Source organism: Nocardia ninae NBRC 108245, assembly GCF_007990755.1.
GTDB lineage: Bacteria > Actinomycetota > Actinomycetes > Mycobacteriales > Mycobacteriaceae > Nocardia > Nocardia ninae.
Map to the genome: position 1 here is coordinate 1 of NZ_BJXA01000077.1, position 26378 is coordinate 26378.

Genomic DNA, 26378 nt, shown 5'->3' on the forward strand with positions numbered 1-26378 from the left:
CCGGTGACGCGTCCGCCGTGGCCGCTGCGGTGCGCGCCCTCGCCGAGGCAGGTGCCGCCACCGTCATCGTCCAGCCGACGGCCGACGAGCCGGATCCCGAGGGCTTCGTCCGCTTCGTCGCCGAGGAGGTCCGCCCGCTCGTGTGAATCGGGTCAGGCTTGGGCGAGGCGGCGCTGCTGTTCGGCCACGTCGAAATTGGCTGGGGGCCAATCGAGGTCGAGGCCGGTCAGGGCGTCGATGAGGAGTTCGGTGACGGCCAGGCGGGAGAACCATTTGCGGTCGGCCGGGATGACGTGCCACGGGGCGTAATCCGTGGAGGTGCGGTCGAGCATGGCCTGGTAGGCCTCTTGGTAGGCGGGCCAGAAGCCGCGCTCGTCGATGTCGGACGGGTTGAACTTCCAGTACTTGTCCGGTCGTTCCAGGCGTTCCATCAGCCGTTTCTTCTGTTCGTCGAGGGAGACGAACATGGCGACCTTCACCAGCGTGGTGCCCTCGTCCACGAGTTCGCGCTCGAAGGTGTTGATCTCGTCGTAGCGCGGTTCCCACTCCTTCTGCGGAACCAGGTTGTGTACCCGCACCACCAGCACGTCCTCGTAGTGCGAGCGGTCGAAGACGCCCAGCTGGCCGCCGCGCGGCAGCGCGTTGCGGATGCGCCACAGGTAGTGGTGGCGCTGCTCCTCCTCGGTCGGCACCCCGAACGCGTGGTGGTCGACGCCCTGCGGATCGACCGAGCCGATGACGTGCCGGACGATGCCGCCCTTGCCCGCGGTGTCCATGCCCTGCAACACCAGCAGCACATTGCGCAGATCGCCGGATCGTCCATTGGCGTAAAGCTTTTCCTGCAGGCCCGACAGCACCACGGTGCGCTCGGCGAGCAGCTCCTGTCCCGCCGCCTTGTCACCGTCGAATCCGGGCGTGCCGGAGGTGTCCAGGTCGGCGATCTTCAAGCCATCGGCTTTCAGCGCCTCGGTGGCCGGAACGGACCAGTGCTTCTTCGCCATCTCACACAACTACCACAGCGGGCCCTCGCCTCAGCGGATGTGCGCGAGCCCGATCAGCTGGGCCGCGAAGTCGTCGTCGGAGACCGGCGTGAGGATGAGGTCCTGGGACGTGGTCAGCAGGTAGCGCCCGTCGCCGGTGAAATCGAGCCAGGTGCGGTGGCGCGTCGGCGGCGACATCGGATTGTCGGGTTCCACGGTGACGGTCAGGAAACCGCGACCGTCCACCGGCTTGCGCAGCGTCTGCCGGAATCGGGCGGCGCCGCGATGGCCGTTGGTGACGAACGGCTCGGTGCGGTCCGGGCTCAGCACCGCGTCCTGCGGCTCCCGCATGGCGGCGAGCTTGCCGGCCGGGGCCGAGCCGATGATCTGCACCAGGCGCTCGCCGACCGCGCGGGCGTGGCACATCAGCACGGTCACCTTCTCCGGGGTGGCGACCAGGATGCCCGCGTGGTTGTGCACCACCGCGGCGAAGGCGAGGATGCGCTCGGTGTCGGCGCCGGAGCCGTTGCGCGGGGGCGTGTTCCGCTCGCCGGCGACGGTGATGGTGGTCGCGTCGGAGCGGCCGCACAGCATGAGGGCGGCGGCCAGGTCGGGGTCGGCCTGGCGGGCGAAGCGCTGCGGCAAACGCAGTGCGGCGTACTCGGATTCGGTGCGCACGGTGGCCGCGGGCACCATGTTGACCGGGTAGGGCCTGCGGTCGAGGCTGGTTTCGTTTTCCCAGACATGCGAGAACTCGTCCGGAGTGAGCACCCATTTCACTGTGCGGCGCCCCCATCGCCCGCGGGCAGTGGCCCCTCGGGTGGCGGGGTGAAGCGCGGCACGTGGTTTCCGGAGGCGGGCATGGTCGGGGCGTAGACGTAGGTCATCGTGTCCCGGACATCGGCCTCGATATCGGCCGCCGCGCTGTCGTGCGCCATGCGCCGCTGGCCGCCGTACACCGCTTCGGCGGCCGGATCGTCCAGCGGCCGATACGGGACGGGTGGCGGAATCGCGGCCCGGATCGCTTGCGCGGCATCGCAATTCAGCTCGAGTAAGCGTGCGACCGCTCGGCACACGTCGTGGGCGTCGGTACCGGCGAGGACGAATTGCCGGGTGGCGCGTAACGCGGCGTCGGCGGCGCGGCCGGACCAGCGGGCGAATTCCCGGTTGGCGGTGTCGGAAAAGGCTTGGAACGCTTCGGCTATCGCGTCGGCGTTCGACTGCCACACCGCCGACGCGTCGCCCAGCGCGGCCGGGTCGAGCGCTTCGTGGACGAGGTCCCAGATCTCCTGATGGCTATAGGAGCCGAATCGTTCCCGCTCCGGCGCGTACGCGGGATCGGTTGTGCCGGAGTGCAATCCGGCGAGCTCCCGGCGGATGTGCTCGGCGGCCGCGCGGGCGGCGGAGTCTGCCACGGCGCTCCCCTCAGCCCGCTCGACGGTGCCCGGCCGGGCCCGGTGTGGTGCCGGAGCACGCCTGCGGCCCGACGCGCGGATGTTTCATCGTGCCTCTAAGTGTTCGGCGACCAGGTCCAGGGCGGCCTTGTGCGCGGCTTCGGCGTCGGCGAACTTCTTGCCCGCCGCCAGGTACGCGGCCTTGAACAGCAGCGCCGTCTCCTGGAAGGCGGCCAGCGTATCGAGGTACTGCCTGCCCTTGCCGCTGAAGCCGCGGGTAAGGCCTTGCCCGCTCGGCAGATTCGGAAATCCGGTCACCTCGGTCACCAGCTGTCCGGTGGCCATGGCCCGGTGCAGGTCCTCGACGAGCTGGTCGCACGCGGCGGCGAGGTTCTCGGCGACGTCGGTGGCCAACTCGAAGGGCCGATCCCCACTCGCGCCGGTGGCCGCCGCGTACAGTTGCCTCGCCGTCCCCTGCCCGGTGTCCGGTACCGCCATCTGGGAACCCCCTCTTTTCGGTCCACTGGCTGTTCGGTCCACTGGCGCAGTGCCGTACTGGATGGGCACTCTACCGGGCGGTAACCCCTCTGGGGACCGGCTTGGTCTCGCGCTGTGCCTGTGATGTGGGGCACGATTGTTGCATTCTTCTCCCGGCCTGCGGCGGCCGGAGGCGGTGTGCGCAGAGAGGCGACCGGTGCCCGAAATCGATGAAGTACTGCCGAAATATCTGCGGATATCGGAGTACCTCCGAGATCGCATCGAGCGCGGTGAGCTCGCGCCGGGCGCCGAGGTTCCCTCCGAACGTGAACTCGCCGCTCAATGGCAGGTGGCCAGGCCGACGGCGGCCAAGGCGCTGAATACCTTGCGGCAGCAGGGAATAGTGGAGTCCCGGCGCGGTTCCGGAACCTATGTGGCCGACCGGCCCGGTGCTCCGGTGCTGCGCGAGCAAGTGCCGCGCTACGGTTCGGCCTACGCCGAAGACGAGTCGGTGACCGTGCTGGCGGCCGCCCTCGTCACCGCACCCGCGCCGGTCGCCGAGGCGCTGACACTGCCGAGCGGCAGCGCGGTGATCATGCGAAAGCGATTGACCGACAACGGGTCCGGCGGCGCCGAGCTCGCCACGTCCTGGTTCGACGGCGCGCTCGCGGCCGCGGCGCCCTTGCTGTTGCGGACCGAGCGTCTGCCCGGCGGCACCCTGCGCTATCTCGAATCGGTGACCGGCCTGCGGGTCGCCTATCTGCGCGACCGGGTCGGCGCCCGGCTCGCCACCGCCGACGAGCGGCGCGGGCTCGGGTTGGCCAGGCCCGCCGCCGTGCTGGTCTGTCAGCTGACGCTGCACGCCGCGGACGATGCCGTGCTCCAGCTCGACGAGATCGTCCACCCCCCGGCGAGATGGCTGTTCCAGCAGGAGTGGTGGAGCTGAGCGCCGCACCGCGCACCGATCCTGGATGCCGCCGAATGGTCGATATGCTGGGCGAATGAGCACACTCCCTGGCACGTTGGTGACGGTGGCCGAGGATCTGGACTCGGTGACCACGGTCGGTGACGAGGACGATCCCGCGGCGGCCGCGTTGGCCGCTGCCGACGTCGACGCGCTGTGGGAGTCGGTGCGGGACTGGTATCGAATGGGCACCACGCCCGCGATTCAGGTGTGCCTGCGGCGTAACGGGAAGATCGTGTTGAACCGGGCCATCGGGCACGGGTGGGGAAACGCGCCGGGCGACGGGCCGGACGCGGTGCAGGTGCTCGCGACGCCGGAGACCCCGTTCTGCGGATTCTCCACCGCGAAAGGAGTTGCCGCGGCGCTGATGTTCATGCTGGTGGAGCAGGGCGCTTTTCGACTCGAAGACCCGGTGTGCGCCTACATTCCCGAGTTCGCGGCCAACCGCAAGGAGCGGATCACCATCGGCCACGTCCTGTCGCATTCGGCGGGCGTGCCGTTCGTGACGGCGCCCTACAAGGGGTTCGAATTGGTCGTCGACGAGGAATTGGCCGCACAAGGACTGGCCGATCTGGTCCCCAGTTGGCCGCCCGGGCGATTCCGGATCTACCACGCGCTCACCAGCGGACTGATCCAACGGCTGCTCGTGCAGCGGGCGACCGGAAAACGCATGCGCGAACACCTTGCCGAGCAGGTGCTGGACCCACTGGGATTCCGCTGGAACAACTTCGGCGTACGACCCGAAGACGTCGACAAAGTCGTGGCCGGCGTGAAAACCGGGCCGGGACCCTCGCGCATCTCGAAGTACCTGGCGCGCAAGGCGCTCGGTGGCGGGATGGGCGGCGCGGTATCGGAATCCGCGACCCGGACCTTCCTCACCGCCGAACTCCCGTCGGGCAATCTCGTCACCACCGCCGTGGAACTGTCCCGGTTCTACGAAATCCTCGCGCGCGGCGGCGAACTGGACGGCGTGCGGATCATGCGGGAGAGCACGCTGCGCGACGCGATCCAACCGGCCGACCGCATGCCCGGGCTGGCCGGGCGGGTGAGCCGTGCCGGCTTCGAACTGGGCGGACGGAAATCGAAGTTCGGGCGCAACACCCCGACACACTTCGGCCGCAGCGGATTGACCACCCAGTACGGCTGGGCCGATCCGGCCCGCGGGCTGGCCGGAGCGATCTTGACCAGCGGCAAGGCAACCACCGATACGCAGCGGCCGTGGCAGCTGGTCGCGCAGATCTCCGACCGCGTCGGGCCGAGCGACCGGCCGATCTGGTGGTGATCGTCTCCACAAGCCCCGAAAAGTAGGGTCGGCGCGAAAGTCGCTGCCGTGTAGCGAATTTGGACATTCGACCGATAGGGGACTCGGGTGCGGTGAGCGCGCTCATCTCGAGTTGGAGGTCAACCATGTCGCAGTGGAGGAGAAGTCCGCGCACCGTTCGGCAGTCGGTGCTGCTGGCCGCCGTCGCCGGGACGGTGGCGCTTGCTCCCGCCGCGCTTGTCATACCGGCATTCGCAACCCCTGATCAAACCCCGGCTACCACCGCACCCGCCACCATCGCGCCGGTGACGACGGTGCCGCCGGTGACCACCGTGCCGCCGGTGACCACCGTGCCGCCGGTGACCACCGTGCCGCCGGTGACCACCGTGCCGCCGGTGACCACCGTGCCGCCGGTGACGACCGCGCCGCCGGTGACGACCGCGCCGCCGGTCACCACCGTGCCGCCGGTGACCACCGAACCGCCCGTCACGAACCCGCCACATCCGAAACCCGCTGAGCCGGAGGATCCCTACGGTCCGGACGGCTACGACGTCTGGGGCTATGACCGGTGGGGTTACGACCGCTGGGGCTTCGACAGGTGGGGCTACGACCGGCAGGGCTACGACGTACACGGCTACACCTCGCAGGGCTGCGCCCGCTCCGGCGAGGACCGGCCGGACGCCGATCGGGTGGCCTGCGAACTGCGCCGGGCCCGGCCGTCCACCGGCAGCGCGGGCAGCTGAGCCCCGAAACTTCTCGCCCATCGACCCGTAGCGCGGGAAACCGCGCGGCGGGTCGATGGGCGCGGCCGGTCAACCGGCGCAGAGGGCGGCGTCGACGACGTTGTTCATGGCGGCCCGGTGCAGGAAGGTGGTGACCGGGTCCGGGAATTGGTTCATGCTGAGGGTGACCGCGCGATCCGCCGTCGCGGCATTGACGACGACGAAGCCGGTCATCGCGCCACCGTGGCTCCAGCTCTCGAGGCCGCAGGCATTGACCCGGCGGAACAGGCCGAGTCCGAAATCGTCGTCGCGGAACGGGTCGCCGGATTCGACGGTGCGTTGCATATCGGCCAGCTGCGCGGGCGGGAGCAGTTCGCCGGACAGCAAGGCCATGAAGAACCTATTCAGGTCGGCCCCGGTTGAAACCATCGCGCCGTCGGACAGACCCCAGCCGGGATCGATATCGGTGATGTCGACCAGCACGCCGTCGAACTCCTGATAGCCGCGCGGGTGTGGCTGACGAATGACATTCTCCAATGGGAACAATGGCCAATAGGTGGCGCGGAGACCGAGCGGGAGAATGATCCGGCGGGTCACCTCCAGACCCACCGGCTGACCCGTCAGCCGCTGGATCAATTCGCCGGCAAGCAGAAACCCGGTATTGGAATAGCCGGTACTCGAGCCAGGCGCGAATTCGGCGGGCTGGTCGAGACCGAGCCGGATCAATTCCGCCGGTGACCGTGGTGACTGCAATTCGGCCACGGAGGCAAGACTCAACTGCGTCAGGTAATCCGGTATTCCGCTGGTGTGCTGCAACAGATCTCGCACGGTGATCAGATTTCCGTCGCCGCCGGGCCCGGTGACCACGCCCGGCAGGTATTGCTCCACCGGCGCGTCCAGCTGCACCCGCTGTTCCGCAGCCAGTTGCAACAGCACCGTGGCCACGAAAGTCTTGGTGTTGCTGGCGATCCGCACTTGGGCGTTATCCGGGAAAGAACCGCCGGTAACCAGATTTCCAGCGCCACTGTCGAGTTCGGTGTTCAGGCCTGCGCCACCGACCACCAGTTGAGCGCCGGGAACACCGAGTGCCTGCACCAATTGATCGAGTTCCGCTTGCAGCTGTTCGGTGGGGGAGCCCGGATCAGCGACCGCTGGGGGAGCCCCGGCCACCATCGAAACCGCCACTGTCACAACGCAGGCCACCACAACCAGCAAATGCCGCACCAGTTCCCCGATTCGTCGCCTGCTCTCCTCTCGGCCCCGAAAATCGGGTTCACGCACCGGCGAGGGTGACACCACGGCGAATGTTGGTGGCACAACTACGTTCTGGATGGACACTAGAGGTATCCCCGGCGAGCCGAAGATCGTTTCCGGCTCGCGTAATCCAGTCCGGTGCTGCAGCTACATGTTTACGCAGGCCGGGTGGCGCTGACGTATTGCAGCAGCCGGTGCACGTCCTGCTCGATATCCACCAGCCCCGCCTCGGCGAAGAGGTCCGGGAACGTCCTGGTGTCGAAGACGCGCAACCCGCTCCACCCGCCGACCACCCGGCTGACCTGCCCGAACGGATTGTCCGCGCGGTAGCTGGTGGTGATGGCGATCCGCCCGCCCGGCGCCAGCACGCGCAGCATTTCGCGGGTGGCGGCGAGCGGGTCGGGGATCAGATAGAGCGCGCCGAAGCAGCACACCGCGTCGAACGTGCCGTCGGCGAACGGGAGCACGCGGGCATCGCCGCGCAGATAACCGACGCGCGGGCCCGCATTGTCGGTGACGGCCCTGGCGAGCATCGGCTCGGAATAGTCGAGGCCGACGGCGAAGCCGTCACCGGTCAACGCCGTGCTCAGGTGGCGGGTGAAATTGCCGGGCCCGCAGGCGATATCGAGCACCTTCTGCGCACCGTCGAGCCGCAGCGTGCGCACGGCATCGCGACGATCCGAGGCGGTGCTGCGCCCGCTGGCCAGATAGAACAGCGTGGGTCGCCATGCCCGCTCGTACACCGCGGCCAGCGCCGGATGGTTCATGGTGCGTCGTGCCAGGTTCAACGGATCTCTCCTGCATTCGCCAGCGAGCGGGGCGCGGCGTCGCCACCGATCCCCGCCCGCCGCACTGTCTTCAGGCCCGCGCGACCTCGATGGTCATCCCCGCCGCGCGCAGCCGCTCGGTGAGCGCGTCGCCCATCGCGGCGCCGGGCGTGAGGACGCCCGCCAGCTCGGGTTGCTTGTCGGTGTCGAAGGCCAGGCACAGTCCGCTCTCGCCGAGCAGCACCGCGGTCGCTTTGTAGCCGGGGTCGCCCTTGCCCGAGAAGGTCGCCACGTACTTCGCGCCCGAGGAGGTGCGGGTGAACGTCTTCATGGCGAACCACCCACTGTCGCGGGCTTTTTCGCTCGGGCCGGTGCCCGGCTTCGGCAGCACCCGGTCGAGCAGCTTGCGGCCGAGCGAGACCCGCGACAGCACCGCGCCCGCGGCCATGGTCGCGACGATGCCGCCCGCCATTCCCGCGGCTACCAGCGGTGCGGCGGCCGAGGTGCCCGCGTTCATCACCTCGCGGTAGCGGAAGTTCTTGCCGTACACCCAGCCGAGCAGGCCGTTGGTCCGGCGCACGATCTTGGTGTTGTGCGCGGCCATGACGAAGGTGCTCACCCAGCCGTCCAGGCTCGGGTCGATGGCGCTGGCGCGCGAGAGCGCCTGGTCGGACTGGCGGCCGACGTCGGGATCCATCGACCTGTCCGGACTCAGCGAGTACGGGTGCGACAGCACCGCGCCCTTGCTCGGGTCGGCGGCGATGGCCTCCATCATGGCTCGGCCGGAGTCGATGGTGCCGCCGCTGACGCCACCCTTGAGCGAGGCGACCAGCGTGGTCTCCTCCAGCTCGCCGGTGTTGTCCTCGAGCGAGCGCCGGTACAGCTGATACACGCTCAAATCCGACGGAATCGAGTCGTAGCCACAGGAATTCACGATCTTCGCGCCGGTCGCGACGGCCTGCTCGTGGTACTGGTCGATCGCGTCCCGGATGAACAGCGGCTCACCGGTGAGATCGGCGTAGTGCGTGCCTGCCTTCGCGCAGGCGGCGACCAGCGGCAAGCCGTAGCGCAGGTACGGGCCGACCGTGGTGACGACCACCTTGGTTCGCGCGGCCAGCGCGGCGAGCGCGGCGTCGTCGGTGGAGTCGGCCACCACCAGTCCCCAGTCCGCGGCCACCGGACCGAGCTCGGTGCGGACCTTGGTGAGCTTGTCCAGCGAGCGGCCGGCCAGCGCGATGCGCGCGGACTCCGGTGCGGCGGTGAGCAGGTACTCCGCGGTGAGTTTGCCTACGAAACCCGTCGCGCCGAAAAGGACGATGTCGAATTCGCGTGTGTCTGCCATGGTCTTCCGTTCTGCGGGTTACGCATTGGAGCTGGGCTTCGGGACTTTCTTCGCCTTGGTGCGCGGCTTCTTCGGCGCGACCGGGGGATGCTCGGCCAGCCACGCGTGATGGGCCTTGCCGAGCTCGGTGACGGGGGGCTCGTCGTAGAGCCATTCGCGGGAGATCTGATGCCAGTTCGCGGTGCAGCCGAGCTGGCCGAGCATGCCGAAGGTGAGGAAATCGGCCCGGCGGGAGAACAGGTGCTCCGGCGGCAGATTCTGCTGCTTCATCCCGGCGAACTCGCTGGCCCGCGGATCGACGGCGAGCAGGAACGCGCCGCTGGCCAGCTCGGGGGTGATCGTCAGGTCCTCGTCGATCAGGCACCATTCGGAGGCGGCGAGCACGTATTCCAGGCATTCCTCGGCGCCGATCTCGTCCGGCGAGTCGATCACGCCGCGCTCGATCATCAACTCCCGCAGGTCTTCGGCGCGGTCCTCGGCGGCCGCGCGCAGGCAGGTCAGCTCGAACTGCACGTGTTCGGGGTCCATCCGGTTGAACAGCCCGAAGTCGAGGAAGCCGACCTTGCCGTCCTCGGCGAGCAGCACGTTGCCCGGGTGCGGGTCGCCGCAGAACTCGTTGAAGGTGAACAGCGAGCCGACGTAGAAGCGGTAGATGATCTCGCCGATCCGGTCGCGCTGCGCGTCCGGCAGCTGGCGGATCTCCTCGAACCCCTTGCCCGCCACGTACTCGCTGACCAGCACGCGGGTGGTGCTGAGCTCCGGCATCGACCGGGGTACCACGATGAACGGATGCCCGGCGTAGAGCTCGGCGATCTGTAATTGGGTGTTGGCCTCGGCCTGGTAGTCGAGTTCGCTCTCCATATTGAGCCGCAGCTCGTCGAGCACGGCGGGGGTCACCCACGGCATCGCCGATTGCAGCACCCGGCGGAACATGGCCAGGTTCTTCAGATCCGCGCGCACCGCGGCGTCGATGCCCGGGTACTGCACCTTCACCGCGACCTGCCTGCCGTCGTGCAGGATGCCGCGATAGACCTGGCCGATGGAGGCGGCCGCGATCGGCTCGGCCTCGAACTCGGCGAAGATCTTGTTCAGCGGCTGGCCGAAATCGTCCTCGATCACCTGGCGCATCGACTCGAACGACACCGACGGCGCGGCATTGCGCAGCACCGCGAGCCGCTTCTGGAACCGCTCGCGATGCGCCTCCGGCACCAGGTCCATATCCAGCACGGACATCATCTGCCCGAGCTTCATCGCCACGCCCTTCATGGTGCCGAGCACCATGACCACCTGCTCGGTGGTGCGAATCATGGACTCCTCGGCCATCTTCGCGCGCACGGCCTCGGATCTACCCCGCATCGACAGCCGCGCGCGTTGCGTGCGAATCACCGAGCTGGCTGCGACGGCACCTAGCTTGGTGCCACGAGCAAGCCGAGAGGTCGGTACTTGCTTCGCCATCGAGGTACCTCCATTGGTGCCAGTGCGCGGGGCGGTGACGTGGCCCACTGGGCGCACCGCTCGGGTTCAGAGTAGCCAACCTCGCGGCAAAGTCGAGCCCGTCGTCACACTTTTGCTAGCACCCCAGCTAGCACCCCGGAAGTCGGGCGATTGATCAGTTCGCCGAGTTCGCACCGGGTGTCGGTAGCACGTGCGGCTGCGCGTTGAACACCTCGCGGGAGCCGTTGGCACGCGCCATCCCGTCGATCGCGCTCCAGGCCATCATGGTCAGGTAGTCGATCACCTGTTCGCGCGACATCGTCTTGTTGGTGGTCCACCAGTGCGTTGCCAGCTGGATGCCACCGACCAGCACGTAGGACCAGAGCATCGCGCCCTCGGTCTGGATGCCCTTCGCGGTCGCGCGGTCGATGATCACCGCGGCGACCACCTCGGCGAAGAGTTTCTCGAATTCGGCGAGCGAGGATTGATCGGCCGAGCCGTTGCCCATGATGAACCGATAGACCTCGGGATCTTCGTCGACCGTGCCGACGTACTCGCCCAGTGCCGAACGGACCAGCTGATATTCGTCCGCGTCGAGGCTGATCGCGCCGTAGACCCGTGGCATCAGGGTGGTCTCGATGAACCGCTGCATGGTCGCGTGGACCAGGTCGTTCTTATCGGAGAAGTACCGGTACAGGACGGTTTTGGAGACGCCGATCTCGGCGGCGATCTCGTCCATGCCGGCATTGGAGCCGCGTGCTCGAACAGCGGCAAGAGTGCCGTCGACGAGTTCCTCGCGGCGGTCGATCTTGTGCTGGCGCCATCGGCGTTTGCGGCCATCCTGTCGGCCGGTGCGCACCGCCGCCGGTCGGTCGGCGATCTCGCCGACGTCGACAAGGTCATCGGTGGACAGCGTGGGCTCCCTTGTTAGTCGGATTCTCCGTGCGCCTCCAGCTTATGTCCCGGTCGCTGGTGATATGCGCGTTTGGGTCGGGATGCGACAGGTTGCACATCTTCCGCTCGGAGCGCTTGCGAGCCGCGAAGGCGCGAGGCCGCCCTCAAGCGGGCCCGCGCTCCGGCACAGCAGAATGGAGCCATGGAGAAAGCTCCCGGCAACATCGCGGTCCTGGAAACGCCCCCGGCGCCCGCGGCGGCCGCCCCGTTCGGCTTCGCCGCGGTCCTCGACGAGGAAAGCAAACGCCGCGACCTCTGGCGGATGAAGGCACTGGCCACCGGACTGCTCGCCGTGGCGACGGCGATCTACCTGTTCTGTCGCTGGCTGGAATCGCGGGGCAGCGACGGGTGGGTGGACTATGTGCGCGCCGCGTCCGAGGCAGGCATGGTCGGCGCGCTGGCCGACTGGTTCGCGGTGACGGCGCTGTTCCGGCATCCGCTCGGCCTGCCCATCCCGCACACCGCGATCATCCGCAAGAAGAAGGACCAGCTCGGCGAGAGCCTCGGCACCTTCGTCGGCACCAACTTCCTCGCGCCCGAGGTGGTTTCGGCCAAGGTGACCTCGGCACAGATCTCCTGGCGGGTCGGCCGATGGATGGCCGATCCCGGCCATGCCGCCCGGGTCGCCGAGGAGAGTTCCACGCTGCTGCGCGCGGTGGTCGGAGCGCTGCGCGACGAGGACGTCGAGCAGATCATCGACCAGACGATCGTGAAGCGGATCGCCGAACCGCTCTGGGGTCCGCCGATCGGCCGGGTGCTCGCGGAGTTGCTCGCCGACAATCGGCAGCTCGCGCTGATCGACCTGCTCGCCGAGCGCGCGCACCAGTGGGCGCTGGGTTCGCAGGAGACGATCGACCGCATCGTCTTGCGCGACGCACCGCAGTGGGCGCCGAAATTCGTCAACATTCTGTTGTCCGAACGGATCTACCGGGAACTGGTCGAGTTCACCTGGAAGGTCCGGTCCAATCCCGAGCACGAGGTGCGGCTCGCGGCGAATCGTTTCCTCGAGGAATTCGCCGACGATCTGCAGCACGACGACGCGATGATCAAGAAGGCCGAGCGGATCAAGGCGCAGATCATGGGCCGCGAGGAAATCACCGGGATGGCCGAGGCGACCTGGCGCGCGGCCAAACGTTTGATCTTGGAATCGGCCGACGACCCGAACAGCACGCTGCGGCGTAAGGTCGGCGAGAACGTGCAGCAACTCGGCGAGCGACTGCGCGACGACGCCGACATGCGCGCGAAGGTGGACGGCTGGATCGACCGGGGGGCAAGGTATCTGGTGGAGAATTACGCCGGGGAGATCAGCACCCTGGTCACCGATACGGTTGCCAGGTGGGATGCGGACGAGGCAAGTAAGAAGATCGAATTGCAGGTCGGGCGTGATCTGCAATTCATCCGCATCAACGGAACGGTCGTCGGTTCGCTTGCGGGCCTGGCGATTTACACGATCTCGCAGTTGATGTTCGGCGGCTGAGCAGCGGCGCGCCGAATGTTTGCCGAGAGGGTGCTAGCAGACTGCTTGCAATAGTTAGCACCCTGTCCTAGAATTGAACTCGTACAACCGCCAGAAGGTGAGTGATGGCAGACCAGCCCGAGGTTTCCGCCGAGTACACCGATAGTTCGGCCGAGCAATCGGCCGGCGTCGGAGAAAAAGCGGCCCGCGTGGTGAACGCGGCGCACGACATCGGAGGCTTCATCAGGGCACAGCGAGAGGCCGCGCAAGTCTCGCTGCGTCAGCTCGCCACCCTTGCGGGAGTGAGCAATCCGTACCTCAGCCAGATCGAGCGCGGATTGCGCAATCCATCCGCCGAGGTACTCGCGCAGATCGCCAAGGCACTGCGGGTGTCTTCGGAGGTGTTGTACGTCCGGGCCGGCTATCTCGAACAGCGGCCACACAGCCCGGTCCGGGATGCCCTGCTCGCCGATACGTCGATCAGCGAACGGCAAAAGCAGGTGCTGCTCGAAATCTATGAATCGTTTCGCCGGGAAAACGGAGGGAACGAGCCCGGGGGGGATGGGGACAGCGTCGTTCCGCGCACACCAACCGAAACTCCGCCACGCCAGGAGAACGAAGAAACATGACCGAGAAGAACCCGACCGTGACCAAGCCGCTGCTCGCTACCGTCGGTGCGGGCGACGCCATCTACGCCGTCGTGACCGATGTCGTCACCCAGGTGCGTGAGCGCGCCGCCTCGACCGACGTCTCCGCCCGGGTCGACGAGGCCCGCGAGCGCTTCGCCAACGTGCCCGCCGATGTGCAGGCCCAGTTCGAGACGCTGCGCGAGCGGCTCGCCGGACTGCCCTCGGAACTGCCGGAGGACCTCGCCGAGCTGCGCGAGAAGTTCACCCCCGAGGAACTGCGCACGCTGGCCGACAAGTACTACCACCAGGTGCTCGACATCTACGCCGATCTCGCCGTGCGCGGCGAGGAGACCGTGGAGCGGCTGCGCGCCAACCACCTGGTCGAGGAGCAGATCGAGCGCGTCGAGACGCTGTACAAGGATGCCGCCACCCGCGCGGAGGACGTGCTGGGCCGGGTCAACGGCCTGCTCGGCCGCCCGGCCAAGGGCGAGGCGCCCGCGCCGGTCGTCGACGCCGAGGTCGTCACGGTGACCACCGAGACCACTCCGGCCCCCGAGGAGAACGGTGCGCCTGCCGCGCCTGCCGCCCCCGCAGCCCCTGCCGCCAAGAAGGCCGCCTCGGCCAAGAAGGCCCCCGCGAAGAAGGCCGCGCCCAAGAAGGCATGAGCTGACCGATACTCCGTGCGTTCCGAGCGTTGATTCGTAAGGGCCGCAACGGTATTGGAGTTCGACCGAGCAACGCCCCCGCACACTCTGGTGTGCGGGGGCGTTGCTCGTATGATGGGTGAGGTGAATATGGTGCACGGATTGACCGGGATGATCCTGCTCGTGCTGTGGCTGGCGGCGCTAGGCGCGACGATCTTTGCGCTGATTCATGCCGTGCGGCAGCGTCCGGACGCGTTTACCGCGGTGGACAAACTGACCAAGCCGATCTGGCTGGCGATCCTCGGGGTCGCGGTGCTGCTGCTCCTGCTCTCGCCCGCGGGTCTCGGGCTGCTCTCCTTCATCGCCATCATCGCCACCGGCATCTACCTGGCCGATGTGCGGCCGAAGGTGGACGAAGTTCAGCGGGGTCCGCGCTGGTAGATGACGAATACTCGATAACTTTTCGAGTGTCGGCACTAGCTAGCGGCACGAATCGGAGTTACTGTATCGAGCAGTAACACAAAGGAGTGTCCGATGCGTGCCACACTGCCGACTGCGTTGGTGAACCTCCCGAGCCAGCTTCGGGGGTTGCTCGACGCACACCGCGCTAACCTGCGGTCCCGTACCTACGCGACCACGGCGTTCAACCCGCCTACCGTCGCGCCCGAGGTGATCCCGGTGACCACCCGCGACGGTGTCCGGCTCCGCGTCCACTCCTACGGCCCCGCCGACCGCCCGGTGATCGTGCTGGTGCACGGCTGGACCTGCTGCATCGAATACTGGAACGCCCAGATCAACGCCTTCGCCGGCGAGTACCGCGTGGTCGCCTACGACCAGCGCGGCCACGGCGAGAGCGAATACGGCACCAGCGTGCTGAGCATGGAACTGCTCGCCGACGACCTGGACGCCGTGCTCACCGCATCACTGCGGCCGGGCCAGCGGGCCGTGCTGGTCGGCCACAGCCTCGGCGGCATGACGCTGCAGGCATGGGCCGCGCGCTACCCCGAACAGGTCGCCGAGCAAGCGCTCGCGGTGCTGCTCACCAATACCGCGGCCGATCGGCTCGTCTTCGAGACCACCGTGGTGCCGCTGCTGAACCGGCCGATGCGGCTACTGGAACTGAAGGTGCCGCTGCCGTTCCTGTTCGGACGCCTCGGGCTCGGCGCCCCGCTCGTCTTCCCGCCGATCGCACCGGTGCGGTGGCTGTTCGCGCGGTCGATCATGACCACCAAGGCCAAGGGCGACCTGCTCGACTTCAGCATGGCCATCGTGCGGTCGTGTCCGGCCATGGTGCGGGCCAGGTTCGGCAGGCTGCTCGCCGATATGAACGTCGGCGAGGGCGCGCGGAACCTGGTGGTACCCACCACGGTGATCGCGGGATCGTTCGATGACATGACACCCGTGGTGCATTCCCAGCGGATCGCGGAAATGCTCAGGGAGACCGGCCATCTGGCGCGGTTCACGGAGCTGCCGACCGGACATCTCGGCAACACCGAGGCCTACGAACAGTTCAACGAGGAACTGGCGCGCGTTCTTGAATCGGTGCGCCCGCGCCGCGCCGAGATCGCGGGCTGATTCCCCGGCTGCGCGCGGTCAGGTGAACACGACCGTGCGGCGCCCGTGCACGAGCACCCGGCCCTCCAGATGCCAGCGCAGGCCACGCGCGAGCACGACGCGTTCGATGTCGCGGCCCTGCCGGACCATGTCCCGCACGTCGTCGGCGTGGTCGATGCGGCTCACGTCCTGCTCGATGATCGGGCCCGCGTCCAGTTCCGCGGTGACGTAGTGGCAAGTGGCGCCGATCAGCTTCACGCCGCGGGCGAAGGCCTGGTGGTACGGGCGGGCGCCGACGAACGAGGGCAGAAAGCTGTGGTGGATATTGATCGCCCGCCCTGCCCAGTGCGCGCACAGTTCCGGCGGCAGCACCTGCATGAAGCGGGCGAGTACCACCGCGTCCGGGTTGTGCGAGTCGACCAGCGCGCGTAGTTCGGCGAAGGCGGGCCCACGCTCTGCCGGGTCCTTCGGGAACGGCACATGATGGAACTTCACCCCGTGGGCGTTGGTCATCTCGGCCAGATCGGGGTGGTTGCCGATCACCGCCTCGATGGTCGCGGGCAGCTCGCCGCTGGCGGCACGCCCGAGCAGGTCGTGCAGGCAGTGCCCGTCCTTGCTGACCAGCAGCACCGCTCTGCGGCGTGCGCCGGAGTCGAGCAGCTGCCATTCCGTCTCCGGTCCCAGCTCGGCGGCCACCGTCGCGAATCGGTCGCGCAGCTCCGCCATGCCGAACGGCACCGTCGCGGCCTTGATCGCCTGCCGGGTGAAGAACCAGCCGTTGTCGGCGTCGGAGTGGTAGCCCGCCTCCACGATCGACCCGCCGAACTCGGCGATGAGCGAGGTGATCCGGGCGATGATGCCGGGCCGGTCGGGGCAGCCGAGCGTCAGCACGAAGCGTCTATCGTCCAGGGCGGGTGGAGCGGAACTCATGAGGCTCATCTTTCCAGGTCAGCCTGGAAAGGAGCGCAGGAGGTTTGCTGGGATCCGGCGGCGTAGCGGTCAGAGATCGTAAAACGGTTCGGGGTAGTGGAATTCGCCCGTGATGCGCGGGTCGTAGGCGCTGAGCGGGCGGACCTGGAAGTGCGAAAGCCAGGCGGGAACGTCGGGGGTGATGCCGAGGCGGGCCGCCGGGACGAAGCCGAATTGCGGGTAGTAGTCGAGGTGGCCGAGCAGGCAGACGAGCGGTTCGTCGAGGGCGTCGGCAGCGCCGAGGGCCGCGTGCATGAGCGCGGAGCCGACACCGCTGTGCTGATGTTCGGCCACGACACCGATGGGGCCCAGCGCGAGGACGGGGAAGGGGCCGACGGCGGCCCGGGTGAGGCAGACATGTCCGATGACGGTTTTGTACTCCACCGCCACCATCGAGAGGGTCGGGATCCAGCCGGGGTCGCTGCGCAGCCGGGCGACCAGATCGACCTCGGGCGGATCGGCCCCGTCGTTCTCAGATGGTTCACCGGTGCGGTCGCCGTCCGCCTGAAGCGGACCGAACGCGCTGCGATGGACGGCGGCGATCTCGGCGATGTCGTCGGCGCGCTCGCGACGGATCAGCACGGTGTCGTCTCCTCCCGAACAAGTAGGGGCCCATCCGCACACGTTAATCAGTCGACCGCTGCGTCACTACTGGCGATCTGTCACCAGTACGAGTGTGCGGGAGTGTCGCCAGGCGCGCAACGGAATTCGCCACCGGTGTGCCAGACTCTCAGCTCATGGCAAGTTCCGCGTCACTCACCAGGGCCGAAGTCGCCGCCATGATCGATCACACACTGCTGGCGCCGGGGGCGACCCCCGACGACGTCGCCGCGTTGATCTACGAAGCCCGCGAACTGGGGGTGCTGGCGATCTGCGTGTCCCCGTCGATGTTGCCGGTGCGCGCGCAGGGGCTGGTGGTCGCGACCGTCGCCGGATTCCCGTCCGGCAAACACCATTCGCTGGTCAAGGGCGCCGAGGCCCGGCTCGCGGTGGACCAGGGCGCGACCGAGGTGGACATGGTCATCGACGTCGGCGCGGCGCTGGCCGGCGACTACAACGCGGTGCTCTCCGACATCGTCACGGTGCGCGAGGCGATCGGCGACCGTGCGGTGCTCAAGGTGATCATCGAGGCGGCCGCGCTGCCGGACGCCGCGATCGTCGAGGTCTGCCGGGTCGCCGAGCGCGCGGGCGCGAATTTCGTGAAGACCTCCACCGGTTTTCACCCCGCGGGCGGGGCCAGCGTGCACGCGGTCGAGCTGATGGCGGCGACTGTCGGCGGGCGGCTCGGGGTCAAGGCGAGCGGCGGCATCCGCACCGCCGCGGCCGCGGCGGACCTGATCGCGGCGGGCGCGACGCGGCTCGGGTTGTCGAAGTCGCGCGAGGTGCTCGACGGGTTCCCGGCCTGAGCCGGCGCTGAGCTCGCGGCTACAGCCGCTCGTCCGCGAATGCCGCTGCGGCTCCGCGGGTCTCGGTCCGCCCGCCGCTCCGAGACAGCTCAGGCGCAGGTGGCGTTCGCGTTCTCGGCGGCGGGCAACTCGGCGCGACCGCCCGCGAGCTTGACCGCGATGCCGTCGTCGGTCACCTTCACCTCGGTCGGCGCCATGTTGTACGGGTAACTCTGCAGGCTCTTGGTGAACACCTCGACGATGCCCTGCACGAGGTCGGTGGGCAGCCCCATGCCGAGCAGCTGCGCTGACATCGTCTCCACCTCGATGACCCCGCCCTTGATCACCGGCTTGACCTGCAACTGGGCCAGCCCGCCGAGCACATCCAGGGTCAGCATGTCCGAGGCCGCCGACGAGCGCACGCCGCTGACCAGGCCGCCGAGCGTCTGCCGGATGCCGTCGTTGTGCCAGGTGACATCGGCCGACGAACTGCCGATCACGCCGCCGCCGCGGCCGTTGTCGGTCACCTCGACGCCGTGGAACTCGGCGTGCACCACCATGCCGACCGCGGGGCCGAACTTGGTGTCGTCGCTGTCCACCTTCACCGTCGGCACCTTGCCGTCGATCCAGGTGATCAGCATCGGTTTGGCGCCGAAGCCGACGTCGATCTTCGAGCCCATCTCCTTCTCGAATTGCGTGCTGATGCACTGGGAGACGGTGTGCCTGGCGTACGCCTCGCCGCCGGCCAAGGCCGTGGCCAGCAGGATCGCTACCACGGTCAGGGCGATCAGCAGGGCTCGCCGGGTGATCGTCTTGGTGGGCCTTGGCTGCGTACTCATGCGGCTGATTCTTCCCGACGTTTCTGTGCCGTCTCTGAGGGGGCGATGAGGGGTTCGAATGTGACATGTGACACAGGATTCGAGCGTAGCCTTAGGCACATGGCTGGCGAGGCGGCGGGCCGGGCCCTCGGTTCCGCGGAACACGGCTGGCGTGTGCTGCGGCGATTGGCCGGTCGCCACGCGGGTTTCTTCACCACCCGCCAGGTGGTGCGCACCCGGTGTGAGGCGCGGGTCCGGATCGCGCTCGGCGACGGCTCGGTGACCCGGGCGGGGGTCGGGTTGCTCCGACTATCCGAATGGCCTGCTGGTCCGCTCGACGAATACGCCATGTGGGCAGCCTGGTTCGACGGCGCCGCCGCGGTCTCCCATCACAGCGCGGCCGAACTGCACGGCATCGGCCGACTACGCCCCCGATTCCTGCACCTGTCGGTGGGTTCGGGCCGCCCACCGGTGACCCCGCGACTGGTGGTGCTGCGCCGCTCACTGATCGGCACCGAAATCGAGTCGGCGGGTCCGTTCTTGGTGACAACACCGCTGCGCACGGTGCTCGATCTGGCCGAAGCGGACATCGGCCAGTCCGCACTCGACGAGGTGGTCGCCGACGCGGTCGCCATCAACCGCTGCGCGAGCGACGAAATCCGCACCGCCGGTGCGAGTCTGACACCACGCGCGGCCGCCAGAGTTTATCGGGCCCTGGCCAGCGCGTAACCGACGCGTGGAAGTGTGCGTGATCGACGCACGAAAATATCAGTGACGCACGGTAAGTCGGCGCAGGCACCGGTCACGGCTGTTGTGCGAGCCTCAGAACGCCCGGGGCGGCTCGAGTTTCGGCGCGACCGTATCCCACGGCACCGAAAGCACACAGTCGCGCATGCGGCGACGATAGGTGCGCAATGGAAAACCTTCCTGCCGTAGCGATTCGGCGGCAGCGCGCCAGCGGATGCGCGGTCCGAAGGGGGCCAGGGGCGCGGCGCGGGCCCAGGCTCGGTCGGCGGCGGTGAGCAGGGTGTGGATTCGCTCGCCCGGAACATTGCGATGGATCAAGGCTTTCGGCAGCCGCTCGGCGATATCGGAGGGCTGGGCGACGGTGAACGGATCCCAGGCGAGGGTGAGCGATTGCGGGCCGGTGCGGTCCAGCAGCACCCAGGCGCAGCGGCGGCCCAGTTCGTCGCAGGTGCCGTCGATCAGCAGGCCGCCGGGGGCGAGATTGGACAGGATGGTCGACCAGGCTTCGGGCACCGCCGCCTCCGGGTATTGCCGCAGCACGTTGAACGCGCGCACCAGAACCGGTCGCAGCCCGGCCAATTCGAACCCGCCGCGGGCGAAGGTGACGCCGTCGCGACCGGGCACCACCCGGGCCGGATCGATCTCGAGGCCGACGACCCGGACCTCCGGCCGCACGGTGCGCAGCCGTGCCGCCAGTTCCAGCGTGGTCCACGGGCTGGCCCCGTAACCGAGATCGACGACCAGTGGATCGGTCGCCGCGCGCAGCCGCGCCACCACCGACTCGTCGTGGGTCAACCAGCGATCGCTGCGGCGTAGCCGGTTGACGCCGGTGGTGCCGCGGGTGATGGAGCCTAAGGGTTTGGTCAGCGGGTCGGGTGGTGGTCGTCGAGCCACTGCACGGTGAACTCGGCTTCGGCCCGGAACAGGTCGATCAGGTTCACCAGCATCAGCTGCTCGAGCCGGGGCCCGACCATCGGGATGAACACCTTCGCCTCCGAGGAGAAGCGCATGGTGCAGCCGGTATCGGTGGGGAACAGGCGGATGGTGCCGCCGAGGCTGCCCGGCCCGGCCGGGATCGAGGCCGAGTATTTGCCGATGATCTCCTCGGCGCCGAACGGCCCGTAGCTCTCCTTGCGGGTGATCACCATGTCCTTGCGCATCACGGCCTGGGCGATCTCGGGCAGCATGTCGCGCGGCAGGATGTGGTGCAGTTCGACGTCGATGCCGCCGTCACCGGCCTCCAGGTGCGCCACTTCGTTGCCCGGCGAGTACTTCCGCATCTCCGCCATCCGTGCGTCCCAGTAGTCGCGGTTCGACAGCGCCGCGTACAGCTCCTTGGTGGTGTGCAACGGGTAGCGCGCGGAGTAATCCAATCGACGGGCCATGGATCCAGAGATTACTGGGTGGCGCGGCCCCGGCCTCGCTCGGCGGTAGGGTCCACAAAAAAGGTGAGCGGGAAGTGTGCTGTCGCAACAACTTCCCGCTCCGAAGGGCTGATTCTCCGCGTGTCAGTGCGCGTCGAGCCAGGTGTTGGTGAACTCTTCCTCGTTCTTCAGCACCTCGGTCAGGTGCTCGGCGATCGCGGCCTCGATCTTGCCGCCGAACAGCGGGATCTTCACCTCGATGGTGCCGTTGGCGGCGGCGGTCGAGCCCGCGCCGTCCTCCCGCAGCGTGATGGTGCCGCGCACCTCGGCGGGCGCGCCCTCGACGGTCGCCTGGAAGGTGGCGGCGTCGCCGGTCCAGTTCTCCACGCGGGGGATGATCAGGTCGCCGGGGCGGACCGCGGTGATCGCGGCGGGCAGCAGCTCGGCGGCGATGGCCTGCACCAGCTGGACGCGGATCTGGTCGCCCTGCACACTCACCGAGTCGAGCCGGGCATTCGGCCCGCCGACCTCGGCAACGCGGTCTTTCCAGTACTGGTCGTTCGCGAACGCCGCGCGCACGGCGGCAGCGGGATGCGAGTAGCGGGCCGTGTACGCCAGCGGTGTAGCCATGGTCGGACACGCTACCGTCTGCCTGTGCGAACTTCACGTGTGGTGCCGTCGGATGTGCTGGCCGCCACCGGTGCCCGGATCCGCGAATCGGTGCCGCTTGCCGAGCTGACCACGCTGCGGGTCGGCGGTCCGGCCACGGTCGCCGAGTGCGCGACCACCGAATCGCTGGTGGCGACGGTGCGCGCGCTGGACGCGGCGGGGATCCCGGTGCTGCTCATCGCGGGCGGTTCCAACCTGCTGATCAGCGACGACGGTTTCGATGGCGTGGTGGTGCGGGTGGCGACCGAGGGCGTCGAGCTCGGTGCCGAGGGTGTGCGGGCCGAGGCAGGCGCGAATTGGGACGCGGTCGTCGCGGCGACCGTCGCCGCGGGGCTCGGTGGGCTGGAATGTCTGTCCGGAATCCCCGGTTCGGCCGGGGCGACGCCGGTGCAGAACGTCGGAGCGTACGGCGCGGAGGTGGCGAACCTGCTGCGCCGGGTGCAGTTGCTCGACCGCCACAGCGGTGTGATCCGCTGGGTCGAGCCCGATGAGCTCGGTTTCGGTTATCGCACCAGCGTGCTCAAGCACCGCGACGACGCACTGGTGCTCGCAGTCGAGTTCGCCCTCGACCCGAGCGGTGCGAGCGTGCCCCTGCGCTTCGGCGAGCTGGCGACCCTGCTCGGCGCCGCGAACGGTGAATCCCGCCCGGCCGCCCAGGTCCGCGACGCCGTGCTGCGCCTGCGCGCGGGCAAGGGCATGGTCCTCGACCCCGCCGACCACGACACCTGGAGCGCAGGCTCCTTCTTCACCAACCCGGTCGTGCCCGAGGATCGCGTGCCCGAGGTGCGCGCCGCGATCTCGGCGCATGTGGGTGATGTCACGGTGCCGACCTATCCGGCGCCGAACGGGGTCAAATTCTCCGCGGGCTGGCTCATCGAACGCGCCGGTTTCGCCAAGGGCTTCCCCGCCCCCGACGCACCCGCCCGGCTGTCCACGAAACACACGCTCGCGCTGACGAATCGCGGGGCAGCGACCGCCGCCGATCTGGTGCAATTGGCCAGGACGGTGCGCGATGGAGTGGCCGAGCGATTCGGCATCCGGCTCGAGCCCGAGCCGGTCACCGTCGGCGTGACGTTGTAGCCGGTGAAACGGACACCACACCTTTCGCTAGTCAATCGAACGAGTTTGCCCGCGTAAATTCGATGTGGTGAGCAAGCGTCCAGTGATCCGTAGACCGGTCGCCGCGGTATCGGCCGTGCTGCTCGTCGTGGTCGCCTTGGTGGCCGGATGCAGCACCGGCAGCGGCGATAACAGCAACTCCTCCCGCGAAGCAGGCCCCGTCGCCAAGGTCGCCCTGGCGCCGGAGAACAACGCCAAGAAGGTCAACCCGACGGCACCCGTCTCGGTCACCGTCACCGACGGCACCATCGACCAGGTGGCGTTGACCAACGCCAACGGCAAACAGGTCGCCGGTGAATTCACCCCGGACAAGCGCGTTTACACCATCACCGAGCCGCTCGGCTACGACGCCACCTACACCTGGTCCGGCACCGCGGTCGGCACCGATCGCAAGCCGATCCCGATCGACGGCACGTTCACCACGCTCGCGCCCAAGACCACCGTCCCGGCGACCATCAACATCGCCGACAACCAGGAGGTCGGCATCGCCGCGCCGATCATCCTGCAGTTCAAGGCTTCCGTGCAGAACAAGGCCGCGGTGGAGAAGGCGATGACCATCACCACCGACCCGCCCACCGAGGGCGCATGGGCCTGGTTTCCCGACGACAACGGCTCGCGATTGCATTGGCGCCCCAAGAATTACTGGGCGCCCGGCACCACGGTGCACGTCGCGGCCAAGCTCTACGGCCTGGATCTCGGCGACGGCAACTACGGATACTCCGACCTGACAACGGATTTCCGCATCGGCCGCAGCCAGATCGTGAAAGCCAACGCGCCGAGCCACCGCATGCAGGTGGTGCGCGACGGCCAGACCATCTTCGATTTCGCGGTCAGTTACGGCGAGGGCAACGAGCCGCGCAACGTCACCCGCTCCGGGTTGCACGTGGTCACCGAGAAGTACGAAGACTTCATGATGTCGAACCCGCCGTTCTACACCAACGTTCGCGAGCGCTGGGCCGTACGCATCTCCAACAACGGCGAATTCATCCACGCCAACCCGGAATCGCTGTCCGCCCAGGGTTCCTCGAACGTCACCAACGGCTGCATCAACCTCTCGCCCGCCGACGCGCAGGCCTACTTCGGGACCGCGCTCTACGGCGACCCGGTGGAGGTCACCGGCACCTCTATCCCGCTCTCGGCCGCCGACGGCGACCTGTACGACTGGACCATCGACTGGGCCACCTGGAAAACCATGTCCGCCTTGGACGGTTCTACCTCGGTCATCACCGCGACCCCGGTCGCACCGGGCCCGCCACGGTAGGTTCGACCTCGTTGATATCGATGTGCTCGACGAGAAGGTGACGTGGTGAACGACGGGCGTGCGGTGGTGCTCGGTCCGGGCGGGGTGGTCGGCACCGCTTGGTTGCTCGGGGTGGCGGAAGGCTTGCGCCGCAACGGGATCGAGCTGGCCGACGCCGATCTGCTGGTCGGCACCTCGGCGGGCGCCATTGTCGGTGCGCTGCTGGCCGATGGCCGTGACCTTGCCGCACACGCGGAACCGCCGACCGCCGCAGGGCCCGCGCCGCAGGTGGATCCGGTGGTGACGGCGCAGGTGCTCGAACTGCTGAGTGGCCCGGACGCCGCGACCGCCTGGCCGCGCGTTGCCGAGTTGGCGCTGAGCGCGTCGACCGGGCCCGAACGGTTACGGGTCGAGGGCTTGAAAGCCATGGTGGGCGAAGGGGATTGGCCGCACCCACAGCTGCTGATCCCGACCGTCGATATTCACTCCGGTGCGCCGAAAGTGTGGCGCGGTACCGAGGGCGTGCCCGTGCACCTGGTGATCACGGCGAGTACCGCGATGCCGGGGATGGCCGCGCCGGTCACCATCGACGGCCGCCGCTACGTCGACGGTGCCCTGCGTAACGGCTCGAATGCCGATCTGGCCGAAGGCATGTCCACGCTGGTGCTCATCGAGCCGCTCGCCCATCTCTTCGCGACCAAGATGCCGTCGAGCGTGCAGCGGGTCGCCCGGATCGTGCCGGACCCCGTCGCGCTCGACATCTTCGGGCCGGACCTCAACGACGGGTCGGCCTGGACCGCGGTGTTCGGCACCGGCCTGCGGCAGGGCAAGGGCGCGGCCGACGAGATCCGTTCGATCTGGGCCTAGGGCCTGTCGCAAAGTCCGGCCCTAGCGGCGCAGCGAGGTATCGAGCTCGGGGTCGTTCTCGATCGCGTGGTCCGCGGCCCGCTGGGCGCGCACGGCGTCGTGGCGTTCGGCGAGCAGGTCGCGGATCTCGATGAGCAGTTCGGTCTCGGTCGGCTCGGCGGCCTTGGTGGTGCCGAAGCGGTTCTTGATCGTCTTCATCGGCAGCATCAGCACGAAATACAGCACGGCGGCGACCACGAAGAAGTTGATGAACGCGGTGATGATCGGGCCGACCTGGATGAAGGTCGCCGGCTTGCTCGCGATCAACTGGACGCCCAGACCCAGCTCGTTCTGACTGCCGAACACGGCTAGCAGGGGGTTCACGACGCCCTTGGTGACCGAGGTGACCACCGCGGTGAACGCGGTACCCATGACGACGGCGACGGCGAGGTCGATGACGTTCCCGCGCATCAGGAACTCTTTGAACCCCTTGAACATGCGCACAACTCCGATCTGAGGTAGACGTCGAAGCATCCGATGCTAACGGCAGCCGAGGCCCGTCGTTGACTCAGCAATTGTGCGGCGAACCGGCCTTCGCCGGTGAGTAATGCGATTCAGCTATAACTCGTCAGTTGCGGCGTGCGAAGCGACCCGCGTCCGCCTGATCACGGGGCTTGACGATGATCTGGTCGAGGTTCACATGCGACGGCCGCGAGGCGACGAAGCCGACGATCTCCGCGATGTCCTGCGCGACCAGCGGATCGATGCCCTCGTAGACCTTCGCCGCGCGCTCCTCGTCGCCGTCGAAACGCACCAGTGAGAACTCGGTTTCCACTGCGCCGGGCGCGATTTCGGTGAGCCGCACCGGCCGGCCGAGCAGCTCTCCGCGCAGCGTGCGGTGCAGCACGGCCTGGGCATGCTTGGCCGAGGTGTAACCGGCGCCGTTGTCGTAGGCGACGAAGGCGGCGACCGAGGTGATGGTGACGATGAGGCCGTCGCCGGAGGCGATCAGCTTGGGCAGCAACGCCTTTGTGACGCGCAGCGTGCCGAGCACGTTGGTCTCCCACATCCAGCGCCAGTCGTCGAGGTCGGCGTCGGCCACCGTGGCCAGGCCCTTGGCGCCGCCCGCATTGTTGACCAGCACGTCGGCCCGCTCGATCGCGTCGGCGAAGGCGCGCACCGAGTCGTCGGAGGTCACATCGAGTTCCAGTGCGGTGCCGCCGATCTCGTCGGCGACGCGCTGCAGGCGATCGAGCCTGCGGGCGCCGACATAGACGTGGTAGCCCTGCTTGGCCAGTTCCCGGGCGGTGGCCTCCCCGATGCCGGAGCTGGCTCCGGTGACGACAGCGGTGCGAGTGCTCATGCCTGCGATCCTAAATGCAGGCCGTT

General features: G+C 68.2%; 31 protein-coding genes. 13 read left to right on the forward strand and 18 right to left on the reverse strand.

The features are described 5' to 3' along the window. Positions 1-152 precede the first annotated feature (152 nt). The 4 genes from NN4_RS36090 to NN4_RS36105 all read right to left on the reverse strand — a co-directional run bounded on the left by NN4_RS36090 (position 153) and on the right by NN4_RS36105 (position 2872). Complete coding sequence (locus tag NN4_RS36090) at positions 153-1001, reverse strand: polyphosphate kinase 2 family protein (RefSeq protein ID WP_147140605.1); 849 nt, start codon at positions 999-1001, stop codon at positions 153-155. Positions 1002-1031: 30 nt separating this feature from the next. After that, a complete protein-coding gene (locus NN4_RS36095; RefSeq protein ID WP_246181270.1) occupies positions 1032-1751 on the reverse strand; it encodes an ESX secretion-associated protein EspG in 720 nt (239 codons plus the stop codon). Between the two features lie 5 nt (positions 1752-1756). Then, entirely contained in the window at positions 1757-2395 is a 639-nt protein-coding gene (locus NN4_RS36100) for a hypothetical protein (protein ID WP_147140609.1), read from the reverse strand. Between the two features lie 84 nt (positions 2396-2479). After that, a complete protein-coding gene (locus tag NN4_RS36105; RefSeq protein WP_135233671.1) occupies positions 2480-2872 on the reverse strand; it encodes a hypothetical protein in 393 nt (130 codons plus the stop codon). Between the two features lie 196 nt (positions 2873-3068). Between NN4_RS36105 and NN4_RS36110 the strand changes: the two genes are divergently transcribed. After that, a complete protein-coding gene (locus NN4_RS36110) occupies positions 3069-3797 on the forward strand; it encodes a GntR family transcriptional regulator (protein ID WP_147140611.1) in 729 nt (242 codons plus the stop codon). A 55-nt stretch (positions 3798-3852) separates the two neighbouring features. Next, the gene (locus NN4_RS36115; RefSeq protein WP_147140613.1) at positions 3853-5097 is read left to right on the forward strand and encodes a serine hydrolase; all 1245 of its coding nucleotides are present in this window, start codon (positions 3853-3855) and stop codon (positions 5095-5097) included. Between the two features lie 244 nt (positions 5098-5341). On the opposite strand, the gene NN4_RS36120 is transcribed toward NN4_RS36115, so the two are convergent. Next, entirely contained in the window at positions 5342-5566 is a 225-nt protein-coding gene (locus NN4_RS36120; protein WP_147140615.1) for a hypothetical protein, read from the reverse strand. Between NN4_RS36120 and NN4_RS36125 the strand changes: the two genes are divergently transcribed. Continuing rightward, the gene (locus NN4_RS36125; protein WP_147140617.1) at positions 5544-5819 is read left to right on the forward strand and encodes a hypothetical protein; all 276 of its coding nucleotides are present in this window, start codon (positions 5544-5546) and stop codon (positions 5817-5819) included. The genes NN4_RS36120 and NN4_RS36125 overlap by 23 nt on opposite strands. A gap of 69 nt (positions 5820-5888) precedes the next feature. Here NN4_RS36125 and NN4_RS36130 read toward each other — a convergent pair whose 3' ends face one another. The 5 genes from NN4_RS36130 to NN4_RS36150 all read right to left on the reverse strand — a co-directional run bounded on the left by NN4_RS36130 (position 5889) and on the right by NN4_RS36150 (position 11454). Beyond that, complete coding sequence (locus tag NN4_RS36130) at positions 5889-6989, reverse strand: serine hydrolase domain-containing protein (RefSeq protein ID WP_147140619.1); 1101 nt, start codon at positions 6987-6989, stop codon at positions 5889-5891. A gap of 218 nt (positions 6990-7207) precedes the next feature. Next, complete coding sequence (locus NN4_RS36135; protein ID WP_147140621.1) at positions 7208-7840, reverse strand: class I SAM-dependent methyltransferase; 633 nt, start codon at positions 7838-7840, stop codon at positions 7208-7210. Between the two features lie 70 nt (positions 7841-7910). Continuing rightward, positions 7911-9161 carry a saccharopine dehydrogenase family protein gene (locus tag NN4_RS36140; RefSeq protein WP_147140624.1) on the reverse strand — a complete coding sequence of 417 codons (1251 nt, stop codon included), beginning with the start codon at positions 9159-9161 and terminating at the stop codon, positions 7911-7913. A gap of 18 nt (positions 9162-9179) precedes the next feature. Beyond that, positions 9180-10616: an ABC1 kinase family protein gene (locus NN4_RS36145; protein ID WP_147140625.1), complete on the reverse strand. Its 1437-nt coding sequence runs from the start codon at positions 10614-10616 to the stop codon at positions 9180-9182. Positions 10617-10770: 154 nt separating this feature from the next. Continuing rightward, positions 10771-11454: a TetR/AcrR family transcriptional regulator gene (locus NN4_RS36150; protein ID WP_107659606.1), complete on the reverse strand. Its 684-nt coding sequence runs from the start codon at positions 11452-11454 to the stop codon at positions 10771-10773. Between the two features lie 237 nt (positions 11455-11691). On the opposite strand from NN4_RS36150, the gene NN4_RS36155 reads away from it, so the two are divergent. From NN4_RS36155 to NN4_RS36175, 5 genes are all read left to right on the forward strand, one after another. Further along, a complete protein-coding gene (locus tag NN4_RS36155; protein WP_186818796.1) occupies positions 11692-13026 on the forward strand; it encodes a DUF445 domain-containing protein in 1335 nt (444 codons plus the stop codon). Positions 13027-13130: 104 nt separating this feature from the next. Then, positions 13131-13634 carry a helix-turn-helix domain-containing protein gene (locus NN4_RS36160; RefSeq protein ID WP_107659605.1) on the forward strand — a complete coding sequence of 168 codons (504 nt, stop codon included), beginning with the start codon at positions 13131-13133 and terminating at the stop codon, positions 13632-13634. Beyond that, a complete protein-coding gene (locus NN4_RS36165; protein WP_147140627.1) occupies positions 13631-14299 on the forward strand; it encodes a heparin-binding hemagglutinin in 669 nt (222 codons plus the stop codon). The genes NN4_RS36160 and NN4_RS36165 overlap by 4 nt, the downstream gene beginning before the upstream one ends. Positions 14300-14413: 114 nt before the next feature. Beyond that, entirely contained in the window at positions 14414-14719 is a 306-nt protein-coding gene (locus NN4_RS36170) for a DUF2516 family protein (RefSeq protein WP_107659603.1), read from the forward strand. A gap of 93 nt (positions 14720-14812) precedes the next feature. Further along, positions 14813-15853 (forward strand): alpha/beta fold hydrolase, encoded by a 1041-nt coding sequence (locus NN4_RS36175; protein WP_147140630.1) that lies wholly within the window; start codon positions 14813-14815, stop codon positions 15851-15853. Positions 15854-15871: 18 nt separating this feature from the next. On the opposite strand, the gene purU is transcribed toward NN4_RS36175, so the two are convergent. Next, entirely contained in the window at positions 15872-16762 is an 891-nt protein-coding gene (purU, locus tag NN4_RS36180; protein ID WP_147140632.1) for a formyltetrahydrofolate deformylase, read from the reverse strand. A 69-nt stretch (positions 16763-16831) separates the two neighbouring features. Further along, entirely contained in the window at positions 16832-17383 is a 552-nt protein-coding gene (locus tag NN4_RS36185) for a GNAT family N-acetyltransferase (RefSeq protein WP_147140634.1), read from the reverse strand. 155 nt (positions 17384-17538) lie between these two features. Between NN4_RS36185 and deoC the strand changes: the two genes are divergently transcribed. Beyond that, complete coding sequence (deoC, locus tag NN4_RS36190; protein ID WP_147140636.1) at positions 17539-18207, forward strand: deoxyribose-phosphate aldolase; 669 nt, start codon at positions 17539-17541, stop codon at positions 18205-18207. 89 nt (positions 18208-18296) lie between these two features. Here the strand turns inward: deoC and NN4_RS36195 are convergent, their stop codons facing one another. Continuing rightward, a complete protein-coding gene (locus NN4_RS36195) occupies positions 18297-19025 on the reverse strand; it encodes an LmeA family phospholipid-binding protein (RefSeq protein ID WP_147140638.1) in 729 nt (242 codons plus the stop codon). A gap of 99 nt (positions 19026-19124) precedes the next feature. Between NN4_RS36195 and NN4_RS36200 the strand changes: the two genes are divergently transcribed. Continuing rightward, the gene (locus NN4_RS36200; RefSeq protein ID WP_147140640.1) at positions 19125-19733 is read left to right on the forward strand and encodes a type IV toxin-antitoxin system AbiEi family antitoxin; all 609 of its coding nucleotides are present in this window, start codon (positions 19125-19127) and stop codon (positions 19731-19733) included. 93 nt (positions 19734-19826) lie between these two features. Here the strand turns inward: NN4_RS36200 and NN4_RS36205 are convergent, their stop codons facing one another. From NN4_RS36205 to NN4_RS36215, 3 genes are all read right to left on the reverse strand, one after another. Beyond that, positions 19827-20645, reverse strand: a complete 819-nt coding sequence (locus NN4_RS36205) for a class I SAM-dependent methyltransferase (RefSeq protein WP_246181271.1) — start codon at positions 20643-20645, stop codon at positions 19827-19829. Beyond that, entirely contained in the window at positions 20615-21136 is a 522-nt protein-coding gene (locus tag NN4_RS36210; protein WP_147140641.1) for a DUF2505 domain-containing protein, read from the reverse strand. Before NN4_RS36210 ends, NN4_RS36205 begins: the two co-directional genes overlap by 31 nt. A 123-nt stretch (positions 21137-21259) precedes the next feature. Then, on the reverse strand, positions 21260-21745 hold the full coding sequence (locus NN4_RS36215; RefSeq protein ID WP_147140643.1) for a DUF2505 domain-containing protein: 486 nt from the start codon (positions 21743-21745) through the stop codon (positions 21260-21262). A gap of 39 nt (positions 21746-21784) precedes the next feature. Between NN4_RS36215 and NN4_RS36220 the strand changes: the two genes are divergently transcribed. The 3 genes from NN4_RS36220 (at position 21785) to NN4_RS36230 (ending at position 25010) form a co-directional block, all read left to right on the forward strand. Next, positions 21785-22864: a UDP-N-acetylmuramate dehydrogenase gene (locus NN4_RS36220; RefSeq protein WP_281289447.1), complete on the forward strand. Its 1080-nt coding sequence runs from the start codon at positions 21785-21787 to the stop codon at positions 22862-22864. A 67-nt stretch (positions 22865-22931) separates the two neighbouring features. Beyond that, positions 22932-24164 carry a L,D-transpeptidase gene (locus tag NN4_RS36225; RefSeq protein ID WP_246181272.1) on the forward strand — a complete coding sequence of 411 codons (1233 nt, stop codon included), beginning with the start codon at positions 22932-22934 and terminating at the stop codon, positions 24162-24164. A 45-nt stretch (positions 24165-24209) separates the two neighbouring features. Then, positions 24210-25010 carry a patatin-like phospholipase family protein gene (locus NN4_RS36230; RefSeq protein ID WP_186818798.1) on the forward strand — a complete coding sequence of 267 codons (801 nt, stop codon included), beginning with the start codon at positions 24210-24212 and terminating at the stop codon, positions 25008-25010. A gap of 21 nt (positions 25011-25031) precedes the next feature. Here NN4_RS36230 and mscL read toward each other — a convergent pair whose 3' ends face one another. Both mscL and NN4_RS36240 read right to left on the reverse strand, forming a co-directional pair. Beyond that, the gene (mscL, locus tag NN4_RS36235) at positions 25032-25487 is read right to left on the reverse strand and encodes a large conductance mechanosensitive channel protein MscL (protein ID WP_135233653.1); all 456 of its coding nucleotides are present in this window, start codon (positions 25485-25487) and stop codon (positions 25032-25034) included. Positions 25488-25617: 130 nt separating this feature from the next. After that, entirely contained in the window at positions 25618-26352 is a 735-nt protein-coding gene (locus NN4_RS36240) for an SDR family NAD(P)-dependent oxidoreductase (RefSeq protein WP_147140650.1), read from the reverse strand. Positions 26353-26378: the final 26 nt, after the last annotated feature.

Excerpts from the sequence above, each read along its gene's own strand:
- NN4_RS36210 (WP_147140641.1), bottom strand. The coding sequence starts at position 21,136 with ATGGCCCGTCGATTGGATTACTCCGCGCGCTACCCGTTGCACACCACC.
- purU (WP_147140632.1), bottom strand. The coding sequence starts at position 16,762 with ATGAGTTCCGCTCCACCCGCCCTGGACGATAGACGCTTCGTGCTGACG.
- NN4_RS36165 (WP_147140627.1), top strand. The coding sequence starts at position 13,631 with ATGACCGAGAAGAACCCGACCGTGACCAAGCCGCTGCTCGCTACCGTC.
- deoC (WP_147140636.1), top strand. The coding sequence starts at position 17,539 with ATGGCAAGTTCCGCGTCACTCACCAGGGCCGAAGTCGCCGCCATGATC.
- NN4_RS36140 (WP_147140624.1), bottom strand. The coding sequence starts at position 9,161 with ATGGCAGACACACGCGAATTCGACATCGTCCTTTTCGGCGCGACGGGT.
- NN4_RS36115 (WP_147140613.1), top strand. The coding sequence starts at position 3,853 with ATGAGCACACTCCCTGGCACGTTGGTGACGGTGGCCGAGGATCTGGAC.
- NN4_RS36240 (WP_147140650.1), bottom strand. The coding sequence starts at position 26,352 with ATGAGCACTCGCACCGCTGTCGTCACCGGAGCCAGCTCCGGCATCGGG.
- NN4_RS36175 (WP_147140630.1), top strand. The coding sequence starts at position 14,813 with ATGCGTGCCACACTGCCGACTGCGTTGGTGAACCTCCCGAGCCAGCTT.
- NN4_RS36155 (WP_186818796.1), top strand. The coding sequence starts at position 11,692 with ATGGAGAAAGCTCCCGGCAACATCGCGGTCCTGGAAACGCCCCCGGCG.
- NN4_RS36145 (WP_147140625.1), bottom strand. The coding sequence starts at position 10,616 with ATGGCGAAGCAAGTACCGACCTCTCGGCTTGCTCGTGGCACCAAGCTA.
- NN4_RS36090 (WP_147140605.1), bottom strand. The coding sequence starts at position 1,001 with ATGGCGAAGAAGCACTGGTCCGTTCCGGCCACCGAGGCGCTGAAAGCC.
- NN4_RS36105 (WP_135233671.1), bottom strand. The coding sequence starts at position 2,872 with ATGGCGGTACCGGACACCGGGCAGGGGACGGCGAGGCAACTGTACGCG.
- NN4_RS36215 (WP_147140643.1), bottom strand. The coding sequence starts at position 21,745 with ATGGCTACACCGCTGGCGTACACGGCCCGCTACTCGCATCCCGCTGCC.
- NN4_RS36200 (WP_147140640.1), top strand. The coding sequence starts at position 19,125 with ATGGCTGGCGAGGCGGCGGGCCGGGCCCTCGGTTCCGCGGAACACGGC.
- mscL (WP_135233653.1), bottom strand. The coding sequence starts at position 25,487 with ATGTTCAAGGGGTTCAAAGAGTTCCTGATGCGCGGGAACGTCATCGAC.
- NN4_RS36170 (WP_107659603.1), top strand. The coding sequence starts at position 14,414 with ATGGGTGAGGTGAATATGGTGCACGGATTGACCGGGATGATCCTGCTC.
- NN4_RS36195 (WP_147140638.1), bottom strand. The coding sequence starts at position 19,025 with ATGAGTACGCAGCCAAGGCCCACCAAGACGATCACCCGGCGAGCCCTG.
- NN4_RS36160 (WP_107659605.1), top strand. The coding sequence starts at position 13,131 with ATGGCAGACCAGCCCGAGGTTTCCGCCGAGTACACCGATAGTTCGGCC.